The sequence below is a fragment of the Leptotrichia sp. oral taxon 847 genome (assembly GCF_001553645.1).
In the GTDB taxonomy this organism is placed as follows: domain Bacteria; phylum Fusobacteriota; class Fusobacteriia; order Fusobacteriales; family Leptotrichiaceae; genus Leptotrichia.
Window position 1 is genome coordinate 411115 of the sequence record NZ_CP014231.1, and the last position, 19718, is coordinate 430832.

The window sequence follows — 19718 nt, forward strand, 5'->3', positions numbered from 1 at the left end:
TAAAATAAAAAAAGAAACTACCTAAAAATTTAGATAATTTCTTCAAAAATAATATACTTTTTTATTCAAAATTCTTCAATTAAAGGACAAATTATCCAATTAATTTTTATACAAATTAATTGATTCCTTAAATTTGGCAATTTTATTTTCCAACTCTTCTTTTATCCCTTTTTCTTTGTCAATAACTTCTTTTGGCGCTTTGGACAAGAATTTTTCATTTGATAATTTTCCTAAAACTTTATTTAATTCTTTTTCTGTTTTTTCTATATTTTTTGTAAGTTTATCAATTTCTTTTTCCTTGTCAATTAAATCATTAAGTGGTACATAAATTTCAGTAGTTTCAACTAATTTAAAGCCTACTAATTTAGGAATTTCTGTATTAAACTCATATTTTTCGACATTTGCCAATTTATCCAATATTTTGGCATTGTGCTGTAAAATATTTTTTTCTGTGTCATTTACAGTTTTGAAAATCACTTCTATTTTTTTAGCAGGTGAAACATTCGCTTCCCCTCTGATATTTCTAATTGCATTAATGATTTCTCTCAAATAATCAAATTCTTTTTCTGCTTCCAAATCAACAAATTTTTTATCCTCTTTTGGAAAATCCGACAGCATTATTGTTTCTTCGTCTAAATCCAATTTTTGCCAAATTTCTTCTGTAATAAACGGCATAAATGGATGAAGCATTTTTAAACCTTTGTCAAGAACAGTTTTTAATACATACTGTGCAACTCTCTTATCTCTTCCTTCCTGTCCATAAACACGAGTTTTTGCAATTTCAACATACCAGTCACAGAAATTTCCTCTGAAAAATTCGTAAGCAAGTTTTGCCGCAGTGTCAAGCTCATAATTTTCAAAACTTTCATTAACTTGTCTAGCCGTATTTTGTAATTTTGACAAAATCCATCTATCTTCTAACTTAAATTCCGAACTATCAATTTTTGCACTTAAATCAAAATCTTTCAAATTTGACAACACAAATCTTGACGCATTCCAAACTTTATTTGCAAAAGTCGATCCCATTTCAATTAATTTTTCTGAGAAATGGATGTCCTGTCCTTGCGAAGTGTTGTACAAAAAGCTAAATCTTATCGCATCCGCTCCATATTTTGCAATTAAATCCAACGGATCTGGTGAATTTCCAAGAGATTTTGACATTTTTCTACCAAGTTCATCTCTTATAATTCCGTGCAAATATACATAGCTAAATGGAATTTCATCTTTTATGTAAAGACTCATCATAACCATTCTTGCAACCCAAAAAAATAAGATATCCGCTCCTGTCACAAGTGCGTCTGTTGGAAAGAATTTTTTCAAATCTTCAGTTTCCTTTGGCCATCCAAGTGTTGAAAAAGGCCACAATGCCGATGAAAACCAAGTGTCTAGCACATCTTTTTCTTCTGTCAATTCAGTTTCAACACCAAATTTTTCTTTAGCCTGTCTTTTGGCATCTTCCAAACTTTTTGCCACAAAAACTGTACCATCTTGAGCATAATAAGCAGGAATTCTATGTCCCCACCAAATTTGACGGGAAATTGTCCAGTCCCTTATATTTTCAAGCCAGTTATAGTAAACTTTTTCCCATCTTTGCGGAGTTATTTTAATCTGTCCATTTTTTACTACTTCAAGCGCTCTTTTAGCAAGCGGCTTCATTTTCACAAACCACTGTGTTGAAACTCTCGGCTCAATTACTGAATTACATCTATAGCAATGTCCAACCGCGTGATTATGCTCTTTTACTCCAACTAAAAGCCCTTCTTTTTCCAAATCAGCTAAAATAGCATCTCTTGCCTCATATCTGTCAAGACCTTTATATTTTCCTCCGTTTGAATTGATATGCGCATCTTCGGTAAAGATATTTATAAATTCAAGTCCCGTTCTTTTTGCCACTTCAAAGTCATTAGGATCGTGAGAAGGTGTCATTTTTACAACTCCTGTTCCAAATTCCATATCAACATACTCATCGGCAACCACAGGAATTTCTCTATTCATAAGTGGCAAAATTACCTTTTTCCCAACCAAATCTTTATATCTTTCATCATTTGGATTGACAGCAACTCCCGTATCTCCAAGCATTGTTTCAGGTCTAGTTGTCGCAATAATCACATAGTCATCACTATCTTTTATTTTATATTTAATTTCCCAAATTTTTCCTTTTTCGTCAGTGTGGTCAACTTCATCGTCCGCAAGTGCAGTTTTATCAAAAGGACACCAGTTTACAATATATTCTCCACGATAAATAAGCCCGTCGTTGTAAAGTTTTATAAATACTTCTTTTACAGCATCTGAAAGTCCTTCGTCCATCGTAAATCTTTCTCTTGACCAATCCAGAGAAACTCCCAATTTACGAAGTTGCTTAGTTATAAGTCCACCGTGTTTTTCTTTCCATTCCCAAGTTCTTCTTAAAAACTCATCATATCCGATTTCTTCTTTAGAAGTTCCTTCTTCTTTTAACATTCTCTCAACTTTATTTTGAGTAGCAATCCCAGCGTGATCCATCCCTGGAATCCAAAGCGTATCAAATCCGCTCATTCTTTTAAATCTAATAATCGCATCTTGAATGGAATTGTTTAACATATGTCCCATATGCAAAATTCCAGTCACATTTGGCGGTGGGATAGCGATTGAATATCCTGGTTTTTCAGCATTGTGCTGAGCGTTAAAATATCCATTTTCTTCCCATATTTTATACCATTTATCTTCAATTTCGTTTGGTGAATATGTTTTATTTAGTTCTTCTGACATCTTGTCCTCCTATTTTTTTCTATTTTTCATTTTTTTATTATACTACATTTATCCTAATAATTCCATAAGTTCTTTATCACTCATCTCAAATAGCGCTTTTTCACCATCTTTATTTTCCAAAAGATTTTCACTTAACTGCCTTTTTTTCTCCTGAATTTTTATAATTTTTTCTTCAATCGTCCCCTCTGTTACAAGTTTTATAACCTGCACACTTTTTTTCTGCCCAATTCTATAGGCCCTGTCACTCGCCTGGTTTTCCACCGCAATATTCCACCAAGGGTCGTAGTGAATTACAACATCCGCTCCAACAAGGTTAAGCCCTGTTCCTCCAGCTTTTAGTGAAATTAGCACAACTTGCTTTTCCCCAACATTAAATCTGTTACAAATTTCCACTCTCTCTTTGGACTTTACATTTCCATCGATGTAAAAATACTCAATTCCCATATTTATAAGTTCTTTTTCAATTTCTTTTAGCGTTCCCACGAACTGAGAAAAAATCAAAAGTCTATGTCCATTTTCAGTAATATCTGGCATCAAATCTTTTAAAACTTCAATTTTAGCCACTTCTCCACTGTAATCTTCCTTAAATAAAGCTGGAGAATTACAAATTTGACGAAGTTTTGTCAAAATTGCAAGAATTTTTATTCGATTATTTTCATTTCTATCAAATTTCTTCATTTCTTTTTTTGCCTGTTTTACATATGACAAATAAAGCTGTTTTTGTTCACTGCTAAGAGTTACATACACATTTGATTCCATTTTTTCTGGAAGTTCAGTAAGCACTTCTTTTTTTGTTCTTCGCAACAGAAATGGAGATATTATTTCTCTCAAATTATTTATTTTTGAAGAATTTGGATCTGCAATCGCTTCTTTGTAAGTTCTTTTAAATTTAGCAAGAGTATCCAAATACCCTGGAATGACAAAGTCAAAGATTGACCATAATTCCAGAATATTATTCTCCACAGGAGTTCCTGTAAGTGCAAAATTTACTTTGCTGTTAATTTTCATAACAGCTTTTTTAATCTGTGAAGTAGTGGTTTTGATATTTTGCGCTTCATCTAGTACAACGACGTCAAAAATTCTATTTTTATATTCTTCTATGTCGTTTCTAAGCGCCTGATACGTTGTTATCAAAAATCCACTTTTCTGACTTGCGATAATTTTTTTTCTTCTGCTTGCCACACCTTCCACAAGAATTGGAGTAATTCCAGTAAACTTAACAATTTCTTCCTTCCAGTTGTAAAGCAGCGAACTTGGTACGATGATAAGTCCCAAAAAATTTTTGTTTTCCTGATAAGCTTCATTTAACAAAGAAATTGTCTGAAGCGTTTTTCCAAGCCCCATGTCATCCGCCAATATTCCTCCAAATCCAATATCGTACATATTTTTTAACCAGTTAAATCCCAATTTCTGATACGGAAACAAGCTCACTTTTATATTTTTCGGCTCAACTTCCTTTCGATTCTTTATTTTATGAAAAAGCTCCTTAAACTCGTCTAATTTTTCCAAATCTTCTCTAATATTCTTAGAAATTTGTGCCAATTGCAGCGCTTTTACTTTGGAAATCCTATTTTTTCCAACTTTTATATTTCCAATTGAATCAACAATTCCAAGCAGCTCTTCCATACTTTTATTTGCGATTTTAACAAGTTCTCCGCTTGATAGCATTATAAATTTTTTCTCTTTTTTAATCGCTTCTGTAACAATTTCCACATCTTGCGGCTTAATTCCCTCTATTTCAAAATTTACGTCCAAAAAATTATTACTTGCTTTTTTTATCTCAATTCCAACATTGATATTTCTCGCATTTTTTATTTTATTTTCCAAATGAATTTTCACTTTATCCGAATATTTTTTATCAATTATTTCAGAAATTTTACTCAATCCTTCATAATTTAAAATATACGTATCCTTGGTAAAATTTGGATCTGAAATTGTAAAATTTCCGATAAGCTTTTCCAATTTTTCAAAAAGTTTGACATTTCTTCTAGGTATAAAATATTTGTCTCCTTTCTTTATTGCACAAACTGTATTTGAAATATTGACTCTCACAATTTCATCTTCTTCAGTTTCCAGTACGAAAATGTCAATTTTCCCATCTTCTTCGATATATTCAGCAATACTTATATTTTCAAGTTCAAATATTTTTTGTAGTTTTTTACTTTCCTTCTTTGGCAATAGATTAATTAATTCTGAATCAATATAATCAAACTTTTTTAAAAATTTATCTTCACCCTCCGACATTTTAAATATTTTAGTGGTATCGTTTTCAAAATGATAAAAAGGACTTGTCTCATTAATTTTCTCAATTTCCCGCATTTTAATTTTACCGTTTTCAAAAATAAATATTGGTTCATAATTGGGCATAATTTGTTTTGTATCCCCCAAAATCAGAAAATCTTTTCCTTTTTCCATCGCAAAAAGAAGCTTATCTAAAAGCATGTCATACATCTTTAGTCCTTTTTTGTCCTTTATTCCATTTTCAATCACGCTTTGAATCTCGATACTATATTCATAAATTGCTAAAATAATATTTTTATTTATTTCGTTAAAATAGCATTTTTCAGGTTCATACTTAACTTTAGAAGTTATTTCAAAACTTTCTTCCAAAACTACTGCTTTGCAAAATTTTATAATATCTTTAACATAATAAGTTTTTTGAAATCCCGTTTTTATTCTTAGAATATAATCTGGAATATTGTTTTCCTGATTGTAGTCATAGCCGTATTTATAGTCGCTGTAATTCCCTTCATCAATTTCCACTTCCAGTCTTAGCTCTTTTTTATCTTTGTTTAAGATTTTTTCTTTTTGAATGTGAAAATTATAAATTTCATTTATTTTTTCACTTATATTTTTGGTATTTTCTAAATTTTCTGCATTATTAAAGTTTTTATCTTCTAAAAATTCCAAATTTTCTTTTTCATTTTTGGAGATTTTTTCACTTTCTTCAGTTGCAACAAAAATCTCTGCTTTTTTATTTTTTTTCAAAATTTTTTTATCATTTTTTTGAAATTTTATTTTTCTTTTGTTTTCTTCAAATTCTTCAATTTTTTTCTTTTTATTTTTTTCAACTTCTGTTTTCTTATTTTCTTCCTCAAAATCATCTTCAAACAATACCTCAAAATCGTCCGTTCCGACAATGTTATTAATTTTTTCAGATTTGTCCGCCATCAAGCACAACACCACAATATGTTTACAAGCTCCGTGCTGCTTGTTATTCTGAAAAAACATACAGTCGCAAGTCGCTTCTTCAAGCTCGGCCGTTTTCTGATTTAGCGTAAGAGATGTATGATAAAGTTTATTTTCCTGAAATTCCCCATCTAACGTAACAAGATTTCCGTCTGCATAAAGTGCCGTAATTCCTCCAATTTTTTTCTTATAGTACTCTAGTCCAATTAAATAAATTGTCGGTGTAAATTTTTCTTTTAGCTTCATTAAAATATTATTTTTTCTCATTTTTCTCCCTTACTTCTCTCAAATTAAAATTATTATTTTTTAATTTTCAGTACCATTATTGACGCATCTTCATTTTCCCCATAATAGTTTTTTCGCACAGATATTTTTTCAAACCCTGTTTTTTCATACAATCTTATTGCACGAGAGTTTTTTTCATTCACTTCTAAAAAAATGTTTTTTCCAAAAAAATTTATCTCGCTAGAAACACCATTTTCTATTTTATAAAAAAACAAATCTTTTATAGAACTTTCCAAAAGAATTTTTCCCAGACCCTTACCTTGAAAAGTTTTTAAAATAGCAATTTCAAATATATCCGTGTTCTCTATTGTACCATAAAATACAATGTATCCCAAAATTTTTTTTATCTTTTTTTCCAAAAACAATTTTTCAGTTTCAAAAATTTCACATATTTTTTTTTCTTTGTCATCTATAAAATCAAATAAGCAGTATATAGCATACTGCTTATTAAATATCATCTCAGAAAAATATTCAACTTTAACTTTCTTAAAAAAATTTTCGTTGTGAATTTCCACCAATTTTTCCAAAATTTTCATTTTACATTAGTCCTATTCTGTTTAATGGCCACCATCTAAGAAGCAATTCACCTCTTATACGTTTTTTTGCAACTAAACCAAAATATCTTGTGTCCATGCTGTTTGCCGTATTATCCCCCATAGCCATATAGTAATCTTCGTCAAGCGTTATAGTTTCACCATTTAAAAGTTTTGTAAATAACTCGTCATCATATTTAAAGTCCATAATAGGCATTACCATTTCAGGTCTACCTTCAACTTTTAATAAAAAAGTATAATAATTTTCGGCATTGTTTACGTCATCATTTCCAATTATATCTTTAAAATTTTTGGTTGTATTAACGGTTTGTAAAAATTCTTTTCCAGTCATAGTTTTATAATTTTCTCCAAAATTAAATTTTTCCCAGTCAATGTCAAAAATTCTCTCGTTATAAATTGTCATATTTTTCGATTTTGGGATTGCTATAATTTTATCCAATTTAACTTTATCACCTTTTTTTGGAATATAAATTTTGTTGTTTCCCATAAGTCCTTCTGGAAGATAATTTTTCTCAGGTTTAAGTTTCGCCAAAACTTGTGATTTTTCACCATTTATGAGCATTTCTCCTCCGACACTTTTCACTTTTAAGCTGTTAAACGCCTTTGTATCCGCATAATATTTTTTCTCAGCATCTTTAAATGATTTTTTATCCGGAAATTGATTTATGTCAGGATAAAATGGTTGGTTATCCACATTTGCCAACATAAATGACTTTAAATCCTGTTGTCCTTTTGAAATTTGAAGCGTATTTCCAGGTGCTCCAACTATTCTTTTAGTAAACATCAATTTGTTATTTACAGGCTCTCTAAAAGCTATAATTTGTCCAACTTTAGGCGGCTCAAATCTATATTTTATCATATTTGCAAAAACTCTGTCTTTTACTGCGATCGTTGGCTCCATCGAACCTGTCGGGATGACAAAGTTTCCAAGATAAAAAGTTTGAATCAAAAATACCAGAACTATCGCAAGAACAGTGTTATTAATTCTTGTAAAAGCTTTTCCAAGGCTACTTTTTTTTCTTTTTTCCCGTGCCACTACTTCTTCAGTCGTAATATTTTTGTCATTAAATATTTTTTTGAAAATTTCCTGTGTTGATTCATTTTTAATTTTTGCTTCAGTCAACATCTTATCAAGCTTCTTATTATTCTGTGCAATTTCTTTTAAAATCGACTGCTCTGTTACTTTTTCTTTTGCCGGCTTTCTCAAAAAATATACAAGCAATAGCGATAACACAACATTTATTGCAAGATAAACATAATACTTCGTATCTAAAATATTAAACATCGCTTTTCCTAAAAAAAGCATTACCACATTTCCCAAAAAAATCCATTCGTGCTGCTCTCTCAAAACATAAAAAACTAAATTTAATAAAAAAATTCCGTAAATCCCTACAATTTTTATTTTAATGACATCGTCAGGTGTTCTATCAACAATTGAAAAAAACAGCACAGTTATGACTAAACCTATAATAGTCAAAAAATTTCCTAAAAAAAGCTGATTATTTTCTTCTACATCAATATTTTTAAGTATTCCATCTTCTTTTTCTCTCAAAAAACTCATCACTTTCTTTTCTCTAAAAAAGAAATACAACAGACACAATGTAGCAATTACATAAAATGCTACCCATAATACTATATTCACTAATTTTCCCCTTTCTCTCTCATTTTTTTATTTTTATTACAGTTCTAACCTAAAAAGAAAAAGCTAGCAAAAATATGCTAGCTGGCTTGCTATTTTCTAATTTCTTTAATTCTAGCAGCTTTTCCTGATAAATTTCTTAAATAATACAATTTAGATCTTCTTACTTTACCAATTCTCTTAACTTCAATTTTTTCGATTAATGGTGAATTTAAAGGAATGATTCTTTCTACACCGATTCCAGAAGACACTTTTCTAACTGTGAAGTTTTTAGCAACGCTTCCTCCACTTACTCTGATTACTACACCTTCAAAAACCTGTATTCTTTCTTTGTTTCCTTCTTTTACTTTGTAGTGAACAGCAACTGTATCTCCAGATTTAAACTGAGGTACATCAGCTTTCAAATAATCTTTTTCTACTAATTCAATTAATTTCTCTTTCAAGAAATTCACTCCCTTCTTTTTTAAACATTCTTTTTATCTATACCAATTTTTCAAAATATAAAATAAAAACTGGTAGCAACAATAAAAGAGGAATATTCATTTTTTATAACTCAAATAGTATACCATATTTATTTTTATTTTTCAATTTAAATAACAAAAAAAATATAATTTTTTTTAACTTTAATAATTTATTTTCATTTTTTCTGTATTAAAAAAAATTAACCATTGTTTTTTGAATTATATCCAAAAACATAATCTAAATTGATATTTTTCATTGAATTAAAGATACTTTGCTTTATCCCTGGATTTTTTTCTTCCAAAATTGCTAGCATATTCTTAATTTCTTTTCTCTTGCTAGAAGTTTTACCCGCTTCAATTGTACATCCACAATTCATTGCTCTAATTCCATTTGTTCTTGTGTAATCAATGATATCACTTTCCTTAACATAGATTAACGGTCTTATAAGTTCCAATTTTCCTGAAGTTGATAAAACCTTCGGAGTCATCGTCTTTAATGTTCCTCCATAAAACATATTTATTAACGTTGTTTCAATGACATCATCAAAATGATGTCCCAATGTAAGTTTGTTAAATCCCATTTCTTCAACTTTTGTATAAAGTATCCCACGACGCATTTTAGCACATAGAAAGCACGGATAATCCTTAGCTTTTTCATTTGCCACTTTCCAAATGTTTGTAGTTATAATTTCACAATCAATATTTAATTTTTTTAAATTATTTTTAAAATTATTTAAATCATCTTCCCTAAATCCTGGATTTAAACTAACAGCTTTAAACTCAAAATTTCTTCTTCTGTCTTTTTTCAATTCATGAAATAATTTTGCTAAGAGTAAACTGTCCTTCCCTCCTGAAACTCCAATCGCAATTTTATCGCCATCTTTAACCATATCAAAATCATTTACAGCTTTTAAGAATTTTGACCAGATAGTTTTTTTATACGCCGTAGTTATGCTTTTTTCAATTTCGACAACATTTTTCATAGGTCCATCGGGTATAACCGCATCGCAATGTAAATTTATCATTCCTTATTTCCTTTTTTAACTAATTTTTTCATCACTCAAATATTTTTTATATTTATTTTCCAGATATTTTATTTTTTCAGCTAATCCTTCGTCCCTTGAGTCGATGTCATATGCCGCCTTATATTCATCAAGTGCTTTTTTATGTCTACCCATATGTTCATATTTTCTTGCAAAATCAATGTGCGCTATATACATATCAAAATCAAAGAAAATGGCCATTTCATAACATTCCACAGCTTTTGTTATCTTCCCTTTTCTGGAATAAATATTTCCTAACAGAAATAAAACAAAAGGCTCCGTTGGGCATAAATCCAGTGCTTTTTCCAAATTTTTGCAAGCTTTGCTAAAATCTTCATTCTCATAGTGCAAATATCCCAAAAATGCCCAAATTTCATGATTTTCTGACTGTAATTTTATCAATTTCTCATAAATTTCGATAGCCTTGTCATTCTCTTTTAAGGCGTGATATGTTGAAGCCAATGTTTGCAATGTTTTGACATCATTCGGATTATCTTTTAGTTTTTCTATGCTCTCTTTTAACAACTCTTCGTTGTTATCGCTATATCTTATTTCTCTAAAAATTAAAGTTTCTAACATTTTTCTCTCTGCTACTGAAAAAAATTTCTATTAATTTATATTCTATCTATTTTTATAATCTTAGTTCTATACTAAAAATAGCTATTTTGAAAGTAGCCCTTCTCCTTTCTTTTATAAATTTTTTATATTATTTAGTTTATTTTATCATAAATAATAATTTAAGTAAACAATATTTTTTTCCAAAAAATAATAGATTTTTTAATAAAAGAAACGTACTAAAATTTAGGATTTTTTAGTACGCTTTCTTATTTTAATCTTTTTAAATATCTTATTTCAATATTTTTAATACCAGTTTTTCTTTAGCATCTTTTATAATTTCATCTATTTCATTTTTGGAAATATTATCTGCCAAAATAATATAGTAATTTTCTATTTTATTTTCCACTTCAAAAGGGGATTTTTCCACATTGAAATCGTCAGATACCCTTATATAATAAGAACTTTTTATCGTATTTGAATCTACAATTTCAAAAACTTTTGTGGAATTAAAGAAATAATCTGATTCTATATGATTTCTTGTTACAATTTTTACAATATCTGCAACTACTGCTGAAGCAGTTGGATCCATTCCAGCACCTTTTCCATAAAATAATGTCTTATCTGTATATGAACCAATTGTTTCTATTGCATTGTAAACATCATCCACTTTTGACAAAATTCTAGCGTTTGAAACAACTGTCGGCTCCACCGAAATTTGAGCAGAAGTTTCTGACAGCAATTTTGATGACGCAATTAATTTAATTGTTGAATCCAGCTGACCCGCAGCAAAAATATCTATTGTACTAATATCTCTTATTCCTTTAAGCTGCATATCTTTAAATTTAATTGAACCACCATATGCAAGCGACGCCAAAATATTTATTTTATGTCCAGCATCAATTCCATCTACGTCATAAGTTGGATCAGCTTCAGCATATCCTTTTTCAGTTGCAATTTTTAATGCTTCATCAAATGATAAATTTTCATTTTTCATTTTTGTCAAAATATAATTTGATGTTCCATTCATTATTCCACGAATTTCCGTAACTGTATTCGCTACAAGGCTTTCCATAAGTGGTGTTACAATCGGTATTCCTCCACCTACTGCCGCTTCGAATAAAAATGATACTCCGTTTTCTTTAGCAATTTGAAATAATTCCACTCCGTGTTTTGCAATTAGAGCTTTATTTGCAGTAACTACGCTTTTTTTAGCTCTAAATGCTTCTGTTATAATTGTTTTAGCAAGTGTTTCTCCTCCGATTAATTCCACAACTATTTTAATTTCAGGATCTGAAAGTATTTTTTTATAGTCATCTATCAAAATACTTTTATCAAAATCGAAAGAAAATTTACGATTAATATTCAAATCACACGCATATTTCACTTCAACTTCAGCTCTTGATTTTTCAAAAATACTTTCTTTTTCATTTACAAGTACTTTTAACACTCCTTCTCCAACTGTTCCCAGTCCAATAATTCCTATTTTCATATTTTCACAAAGTTTCTATTCTTTAAAGAAACTTTCTCCTTTCATTAATTAGTGTATTTATAATATGTTTATTATATAAATTTTAAGAAAAAAAGTCAATCAATTTTAAAATTTAAAAAATTCTAATCAAAATATAATTTCTTTATATAAATTATAGAAATAAATATTTTTTATATTTTCTTTTTAAGAAAATCTTTCTATTTCTTTTTTAAATAGGGTATCATCGCCATATCCCTGTATCTTGGCTAGTCTTCAACATTTTTATTTTATCAAAATTATAAAATTTTATTTTATTTTTAAATAAAAATATGTTAAAATAATAATAGGATACTTGAATATTACACTTTTAAGAAAGGTGAAAATAATGTTTAAAATATATTAAACATTAGAAAATAACGATGAAAAATTTAAATATTTTAGGAATGGCAACTTTAATTGCAACAAATGTAGCAAATCAAGAACTTAAAGGTGCACAACAGGAGATTGACAAAAAAACAGAAGTAAAATACATTAATAAAAACGAAAATAATCCCACAAACAATACTAAAAAAACTAACACACAAAAAAATATGAAAAAGAAAAACTCTCACAAAAAATTGAAAAACAAAAGAAAAAAGAAACATAGAACACGACAAGAAATTTTGTCAGGAATAGATTTCATTGATGTTGCACAATTTTTTCAAAACGACATGGAAAATGAAAAAGTTGATAAAAGAGAAAGTTTGAACAATAAAGTTGAAAAAGCGGCGTTAAACGAAGAAAACGGTAATAAAAAAAATAAAGTTATTCTCACTTCAAATCCAGATTTAATTGTTATAGATAAAAATTTTAAAAATGAAAAAGTTAAAAATATGGGTGAAAACACAGATAAGCAAGATAAATTACAGAAAAAATTGGATAAAAAAATTTTAAAAGACAAATTAAAAGAATTGAAGAAGAAAAAAGCCGCGCTAAAAAGAAGAATAAAAATGATGGATAGGGATTTAAAAAAAGACAATACTTTTATCACAGAAGAAATTTATGTTCAAAATAAAAAGAATAAAAATAAAAAAGTGGTATCTGCAAAAACAGAAAAAAATCCTCAAAATGAAAAAATACTGAATGCTGATACACTAAATGTAATTACTTTTTCTAATAACTTAGATTAATCTATTAAAAATTTATTGGAAAGGAAATGATATATTATGATAAAAAAATTAGTTTTTTCACTTTTAGTAATCGTAGGAGTAATAAATTGCTCTACGTCTTCGCAAGAATACTCAAATAGAAGATATAGACACAGACACATGGACAATGAATATAGCTGTGGTGGCTACTGTGGTGAAAACCACCATCATTATTCAAATGGCGACATTCCTTGTGGTGGGCATCATCATATGAGAGACCAGAGATATTAATTAATTTACTAAAGGAGATATTTCGAATTTTTTTGAAGTAGCTCCTTTTTGATTTTTTCTAAAATTATCGCAACAAAAATAAAGTATTGAGAATGTAAATTTTTTTATGTAAATAAACTAGAAAACCCTTATATTAATGGATTTATATATCTTTTTGGAGAATCTCCAAGTAAAATTCTTTACTAAGTTTCTTAAATGAACATTTCAACAAATGATTTTAATATCAAATACCCAATTTTTGCAAATAAACCGTTAAAAATTCCTTTTAAAGTTAAATATACGAAAGAAAAAATTATTAAAGTTACAAAACTTGTAACATACATCAGACGAATATTTCTTCTTATATCCTCTGTTTTAAATTCCTTTAATTTTTTTCCTATGGTTGGCTTTTCCACAACTTTTCCAAAATATGAAGTAGGACCTCCAAATTGAACACCTAAAGCTCCAGCGACAGCACTTTCAGAATGAGCAGAATTTGGACTTTTATGTTTTTTTCTATCCCTTTTAAAAGTGTTCCATGCTCTTTTGTAATTGTATCTCAAAATAAAACTTGCAACAGTTATACATACGCCACTGATTCTTGCTGGAATAAAATTTACGACATCATCAAGTATTGCAGCAAATTTCCCAAAATATTCATATTTTTTATTTTTATAGCCAATCATTGAGTCAAGCGTATTAATAGCTTTATAACTCATAGCTAGAGGTAATCCTCCCAAAAACAGAAAAAACATAGGCGCTATTATTCCATCTGTTATATTTTCTGAAATAGTTTCCATTGTACTACGGATTACCGTAATTTTATCCATATTTTCAGTATCTCTCGAAACAAAATTGGATAGTTCCTTTTTTGCTTTTTCCAAATTTCCCATCTTTAAAATTTTGTAAATTTTCTCTCCACATTTACCTAAAGATTTTACCGAAAAAACTGTATACATCAAATAAATTTCAATTACTGTAAAAATTGTTTTATATTTTTTAGAAAGCAGTAAAACAAGAAACATCAAAAAAAATGTACTAATCACAACAATTAAACTCAAAATCGCTCCCCAAAACACCATAACAATTCTATTATTTTTCCCAAATTTATAAAATTTATTTTCCAAAAAAGTTATCATTTTCCCAATTACTTGCACAGGATGTAAAATTTTTTGTGGATCGCCAAAAATTAAATCCAATATAAATGCAATTAAAATTTTAATAATAAAACTCATTTTGTTCACCTTTCAATTTAATTTTATTTTACTTTTTAATATTTTACCATATTTAAAAGGTTTTATCAAAATTTAAAATAAAAAAAGAGACGGTTTAAAAATTTTAGGGGCAGATTTTTTAATTTCAAATTTTTTAGCTTATTTTTGATTACAAGATGTTATTTTGTTTAATATTATTTTTTTACATAAGGGGAAAGGACCACCATTTCCCCTTATAATCCCCACGCTCGTCTAAGCATTTTTTTGAAGCAAAGCCGAAACTCGCACTAAACGTGCTCAAACAGTCGTCTTTACTCCAAAAAAATCACGACACCTTTTGTATAATAGTAAAATTTAAACCGTCGGAGCATTTTTATGTGCTGACAAAACTGCCCCGCCGTAAGCGAGTTTTTTGGCAGTGCGTAAAAATGTCGAAGACTAGCCGGGGTGCAGGGGTGCGGCGATGAGCACTTCTGCTTAAAAAAGAAAAAAAATTTTAGTAACTTTCTGGATTGAATGAAAAACTTAAAATAAGATTTTTTATTTACCCCTAACTATTTTACTCTGTCTAAAAAAAGAAAAAGTATTGACTAATTAACTAAATATGATATAATTATACTGAAATAAGGATTTAAAAACAGGTGTTCCACTACCTTAAAATGAAGCAACTTTAAATGTAAAGCTACCAATTATGGTAGTTTTTTATTATTATTGAAAGAAAAGGCAAAATTATATGAAAAATAATAAAAAAATTTAACTACATTTTGAGAAAGTATGTTAAAATATAGAAAATTTTACAACTAAAGGAGAAAAAATATGGACGGTGTTGGAATAAAAGTTGTCGGAATTGGTACAGCGGGAAATGAAGTTTTGAATAAAATGGTGCAAAAAGAGGTTGCAGAAGTTGAACTTTTGGGAATTGACACCAATCAGGAGAATTTGGATAAATTGAATGTAGGATCAAAAATATTGGTTTCTGAAAACTTAAATGAGAAAGTGCAGGATGCATTGAAAAATACAGATTTAGTATTTATTTTGACGGAAATGTCGGAAAAGAAGAATAACGAGATAGCCTATGTTGTTTCAGAAGTTGCAAAAACAATGGAAATATTGACAGTGATTGTAGTTGCTACATCAATTAATTCAAATGGAGAAACTGAGGAAATCAAGAAATTAGAAGAAGTTTCTGATACTGTTATAGTTTTGCCTCTTAAAAAATTAGTGGAAGCGGATTCTAGTGCAACTTTCGATAAATTATTTGAAAAAAGAGATGAAATTTTTATAAAAAATGTAGAATTTATAACAAATCTAATAAAAAAACAAGGGATAATGAATCTTGATTTTGATGATGTTAAAATAATGCTGAAAAATTCAGGAAAAGGCATAACAGCATTTGGTGAAGGGGAAGGACAGGATAAGGTAAAACTTGTTACAGGACAAATAATAAACAGCCTTTTTGTAAAAAATCTGCCAAAAGCTAAAAGAATACTGTTAAGTATTACAGCAGGATCAGACATTGGGTTAACGGATTTACATAAAGTAATTATGAATATAAATGGAAAATTTGGAGCAGATCAAACAAATATGCTATGGGGATACATTGAGGATGCTGAGCTTGAAGATAAAATTAAAGTGGAAATGCTAATAACGGATTTTTTTTAATAAATGAAATAAAAGAAAAATGCTAGCAAAAATGTTAGCTGAAGAAAGGGAGAACAATGAATAAAATAACTTGTATTTGTTTAGGTGTAAAAAATATGAAAAAAGCATTAAAGTTTTATAGGGATGGTTTGGGATATAAAACAGACTGTAAAGTAGACAATCCTCCAGTATGTTTTTTTGATACGACTGGAACAAAATTTGAATTATTTCCTTTAGATTTACTGGCAAAAGATATTAATGAAACTAATCCTCCGAAAGGTAACGGATTTTCAGGAATTACTTTAACATACAATGTAAAAAATAAGAATGATGTAGATAAAATTGTTGAATTGGTAAAAAAAGCAGGAGGAACTATTGTAAAAGAACCTCAAGATGTATTTTGGGGTGGATACCATGCGTATTTTTGTGATTTAGACGGATACTATTGGGAAGTGGTTTGGGGACCAGATTTTAAATTTGATGAAAATGGATTATTACAATTTTAGTAAATATATTCTAATTTGTAAAATAGATAAAAATTTTATAAATGTTAGGAGAAGTAAAAGCAGTAAGCTTATACTTCTTTTTTTCTTTTTTTTTGATGTTTTTTTTTGATAAAAAATTGTGAGAATATTCTTAAACCTTTTTAAAATCAATAGATGTTGCACTTAATTATACAATATACCGTTAAAAAAAATTGAAAAATTTTTAAATTTTTATGTTGACAAAATAAAAATTTTATGATATAGTATATTTGTTAGCAGCTAAAGATGAAGAGTGCTAACAAAAAGTAAAAGTGAATTTATAATAATATTTAAAAAGGTGATAAATATGGAGCAAAAGTTTACGCAAAAAAGTATGAGTGCTATATCGGAAGCACACAACTTTGCGATTAGATATAAACATTCCGATATGAAAACGGAACATTTGCTACTTGCATTAATTGGTCAAATGGATGGACTTATTCCAAATATTTTACAAAAGATGGGAATTAATACGACCGAATTGACTAAAAAGCTTGAGGCAAAACTTAACAATATGCCAAAAATTGAAGGTGGAGTTGGTGAAGTAAGACCAAACGCTGAAATGAACAGAGTAATTGTAGGAGCTGAAGATTATGCTAAAAAAATGGGTGACACTTATATCAGTACAGAGCATCTGTTTTTAGCAGCTTTTGACAATAACTCCTTTTTGAAAGAAAACGGCATTAATAAAAAACAATTTGAAAATGTTTTAAATGAGATGAGAGGAGGTAGAACCGTTATGACAGATAATCCTGAAAGCACATACGAAGCATTGGACAAATTTGGTAAAGACTTAGTTGAAATGGCAAGAAAAGGTAAACTTGATCCAATAATTGGAAGAGACCAGGAAATTCGTCGTGCAATCCAGATTTTATCGAGAAGAAATAAAAATAATCCAATTTTGATTGGAGAACCAGGAGTTGGAAAAACAGCCATTGCAGAAGGAATCGCTCAGAGAATTTTAAAGGGCGATGTACCTGAAAACTTAAAGGACAAAACGATTTTTTCACTTGATATGGGAGCGTTAGTCGCAGGAGCAAAATACCGTGGAGAATTTGAAGAAAGATTAAAAGCGGTTCTTGAACAAATTGAAAAAAGTGAAGGAAGAATAATTTTATTTATAGATGAAGTTCATAATATCGTGGGAGCTGGAAAAACTGAAGGTTCAATGGACGCAGGTAACCTTTTAAAACCAATGCTTGCTCGTGGAGAAGTAAAAGTAATTGGTGCGACAACTATTGATGAATACAGAAAATATATAGAAAAAGATGCAGCACTTGAACGTAGATTTCAGCCAGTAATGGTTAATGAACCAACTATTGAAGATACAATTTCAATTTTACGTGGATTGAAAGAAAAATTTGAAATTTTTCACGGAATTAGAATTACAGATAATGCGATAGTTACCGCAGCTACAATGAGTGACAGATACATAAATGACAGATTTTTACCTGACAAGGCGATTGACTTAATCGACGAAGCCGCAGCAAAAGTAAAGACTGAAATTAATTCAATGCCTGTGGAACTTGACGAAATTACAAGAAGATTAATGCAACTTGAAATTGAAAAAGTAGCACTTACAAAAGAAACTGACAAAGCTTCTAAAGAAAGATTAGTTACGCTTGAAAAAGAAATCGCTGAATTAAAAGAAGAAGAAACTCAACTAAAATCTCAGTGGGAAAAAGAAAAAGAAGAAGCAGGAAAAGTTGCTAAAATTAATGAAGAAATTGAAAAAGTAAAATTACAAATTGAACAGGCTCAAAGAAAAAATGACTATAATAAACTTGCAGAATTGCAATACGGAAAGCTGCCTGAACTAGAAAAACAAAAACAAGCTGAAGAAGAAAAAGCTGAAAGTAAATCTGGCGTAGCAGGAAAATTATTAAAACAAGAGATCGACAGCGAAGAAATTGCCGAAGTTGTTGGAAAATGGACAGGTATTCCAGTTGCAAAATTACTACAAGGTGAAAGAGAAAAAATATTACACCTTGCGGATCACATAAAAGAACGTGTAATTGGACAAGACGAAGCTATAAAGACAATAAGCGACACAATTATAAGAGCTCGTGCCGGATTAAAAGATCCAAATAGACCTATTGGTTCATTTATATTCTTAGGACCAACTGGTGTGGGAAAAACTTATTTGACTAAGACACTAGCATTTAATCTGTTTGATGATGAAGATAATATTGTAAGAATTGATATGTCGGAATATATGGATAAATTTAGCGTCACAAGACTTATAGGAGCGCCTCCAGGATATGTAGGTTACGAAGAAGGTGGACAACTAACTGAAGCTGTCAGAAGAAAACCTTATTCCGTAATATTATTTGACGAAATAGAAAAAGCACACCCAGATGTGTTTAATGTGCTATTGCAACTTCTTGATGATGGAAGACTTACCGATGGAAAAGGTAAAATGGTAGATTTCAAGAATACAATTGTAATTATGACTTCAAATATTGGAAGTGAAATCATTTTAAATGATCCTATGGTGTCAGAACCAACAAAAGAAGCTGTTTTAGACGAAATGAAACATAGATTTAAACCAGAATTTTTAAACAGAATTGACGATATTATTGTATTTAAGGCATTAGGAAAAGATAGTATCAAAAATATCGTAAATCTTATTTTAGATGGTATCAACGAAAGATTGAAAGAACAATACATCAAAGTAGAATTTACCGACAAAGCGTTGGATTACATTGTAAACGAAGCATATGATCCAGCTTACGGTGCAAGACCACTAAAACGTTTTGTACAAAAAGATATAGAAACTAATTTATCTAAGATGATTTTAGGTGGCGAAGTTCCTGAAAATAGTGTCGTTAAGGTTGATAGTGACGGTAAGGATTTGATTTATAAAGTAGAAAAATAAATTTGTTAATAAGTAAGTTTTTCTAAAAATAGAAAAAGAAGTATCAGAAATGGTACTTCTTTTTTGATTAATAATGTGATCTATTCTAAATAAATAAAATTGCGGACATTTTACAAGGC

At 29.2% G+C, this 19718-nt stretch carries 13 protein-coding genes; 4 read left to right on the forward strand and 9 right to left on the reverse strand.

Going from position 1 to position 19718, the window contains the following annotated elements:
• Positions 1-99 precede the first annotated feature (99 nt).
• From AXF11_RS01750 to AXF11_RS01785, 8 genes are all read right to left on the reverse strand, one after another.
• Complete coding sequence (locus AXF11_RS01750; protein WP_068154371.1) at positions 100-2748, reverse strand: valine--tRNA ligase; 2649 nt, start codon at positions 2746-2748, stop codon at positions 100-102.
• Between the two features lie 48 nt (positions 2749-2796).
• Entirely contained in the window at positions 2797-6204 is a 3408-nt protein-coding gene (locus AXF11_RS01755) for a DEAD/DEAH box helicase (protein ID WP_068154373.1), read from the reverse strand.
• 32 nt (positions 6205-6236) lie between these two features.
• Complete coding sequence (locus tag AXF11_RS01760) at positions 6237-6758, reverse strand: GNAT family N-acetyltransferase (protein WP_068154374.1); 522 nt, start codon at positions 6756-6758, stop codon at positions 6237-6239.
• Between the two features lies 1 nt (position 6759).
• A complete protein-coding gene (gene lepB, locus AXF11_RS01765; protein WP_068154376.1) occupies positions 6760-8418 on the reverse strand; it encodes a signal peptidase I in 1659 nt (552 codons plus the stop codon).
• An 89-nt stretch (positions 8419-8507) separates the two neighbouring features.
• Positions 8508-8858 (reverse strand): 50S ribosomal protein L19, encoded by a 351-nt coding sequence (gene rplS / locus AXF11_RS01770; RefSeq protein ID WP_068154378.1) that lies wholly within the window; start codon positions 8856-8858, stop codon positions 8508-8510.
• A 218-nt stretch (positions 8859-9076) separates the two neighbouring features.
• Positions 9077-9901 (reverse strand): tRNA lysidine(34) synthetase, encoded by an 825-nt coding sequence (locus tag AXF11_RS01775; protein WP_068154379.1) that lies wholly within the window; start codon positions 9899-9901, stop codon positions 9077-9079.
• Between the two features lie 15 nt (positions 9902-9916).
• Positions 9917-10498 (reverse strand): tetratricopeptide repeat protein, encoded by a 582-nt coding sequence (locus AXF11_RS01780; RefSeq protein WP_068154381.1) that lies wholly within the window; start codon positions 10496-10498, stop codon positions 9917-9919.
• A 268-nt stretch (positions 10499-10766) separates the two neighbouring features.
• Entirely contained in the window at positions 10767-11966 is a 1200-nt protein-coding gene (locus AXF11_RS01785; protein WP_068154383.1) for a homoserine dehydrogenase, read from the reverse strand.
• Between the two features lie 398 nt (positions 11967-12364).
• On the opposite strand from AXF11_RS01785, the gene AXF11_RS01790 reads away from it, so the two are divergent.
• Complete coding sequence (locus tag AXF11_RS01790) at positions 12365-13114, forward strand: hypothetical protein (RefSeq protein WP_068154385.1); 750 nt, start codon at positions 12365-12367, stop codon at positions 13112-13114.
• Between the two features lie 440 nt (positions 13115-13554).
• Here the strand turns inward: AXF11_RS01790 and cbiB are convergent, their stop codons facing one another.
• Positions 13555-14577 (reverse strand): adenosylcobinamide-phosphate synthase CbiB, encoded by a 1023-nt coding sequence (gene cbiB, locus AXF11_RS01800; protein ID WP_068154389.1) that lies wholly within the window; start codon positions 14575-14577, stop codon positions 13555-13557.
• A 795-nt stretch (positions 14578-15372) separates the two neighbouring features.
• Between cbiB and AXF11_RS01805 the strand changes: the two genes are divergently transcribed.
• The 3 genes from AXF11_RS01805 (at position 15373) to clpB (ending at position 19599) form a co-directional block, all read left to right on the forward strand.
• On the forward strand, positions 15373-16218 hold the full coding sequence (locus AXF11_RS01805; protein WP_068154392.1) for a cell division protein FtsZ: 846 nt from the start codon (positions 15373-15375) through the stop codon (positions 16216-16218).
• A gap of 56 nt (positions 16219-16274) precedes the next feature.
• Complete coding sequence (locus AXF11_RS01810; RefSeq protein WP_068154393.1) at positions 16275-16703, forward strand: VOC family protein; 429 nt, start codon at positions 16275-16277, stop codon at positions 16701-16703.
• Positions 16704-17028: 325 nt separating this feature from the next.
• On the forward strand, positions 17029-19599 hold the full coding sequence (gene clpB, locus AXF11_RS01815) for an ATP-dependent chaperone ClpB (RefSeq protein WP_068154395.1): 2571 nt from the start codon (positions 17029-17031) through the stop codon (positions 19597-19599).
• Positions 19600-19718: the final 119 nt, after the last annotated feature.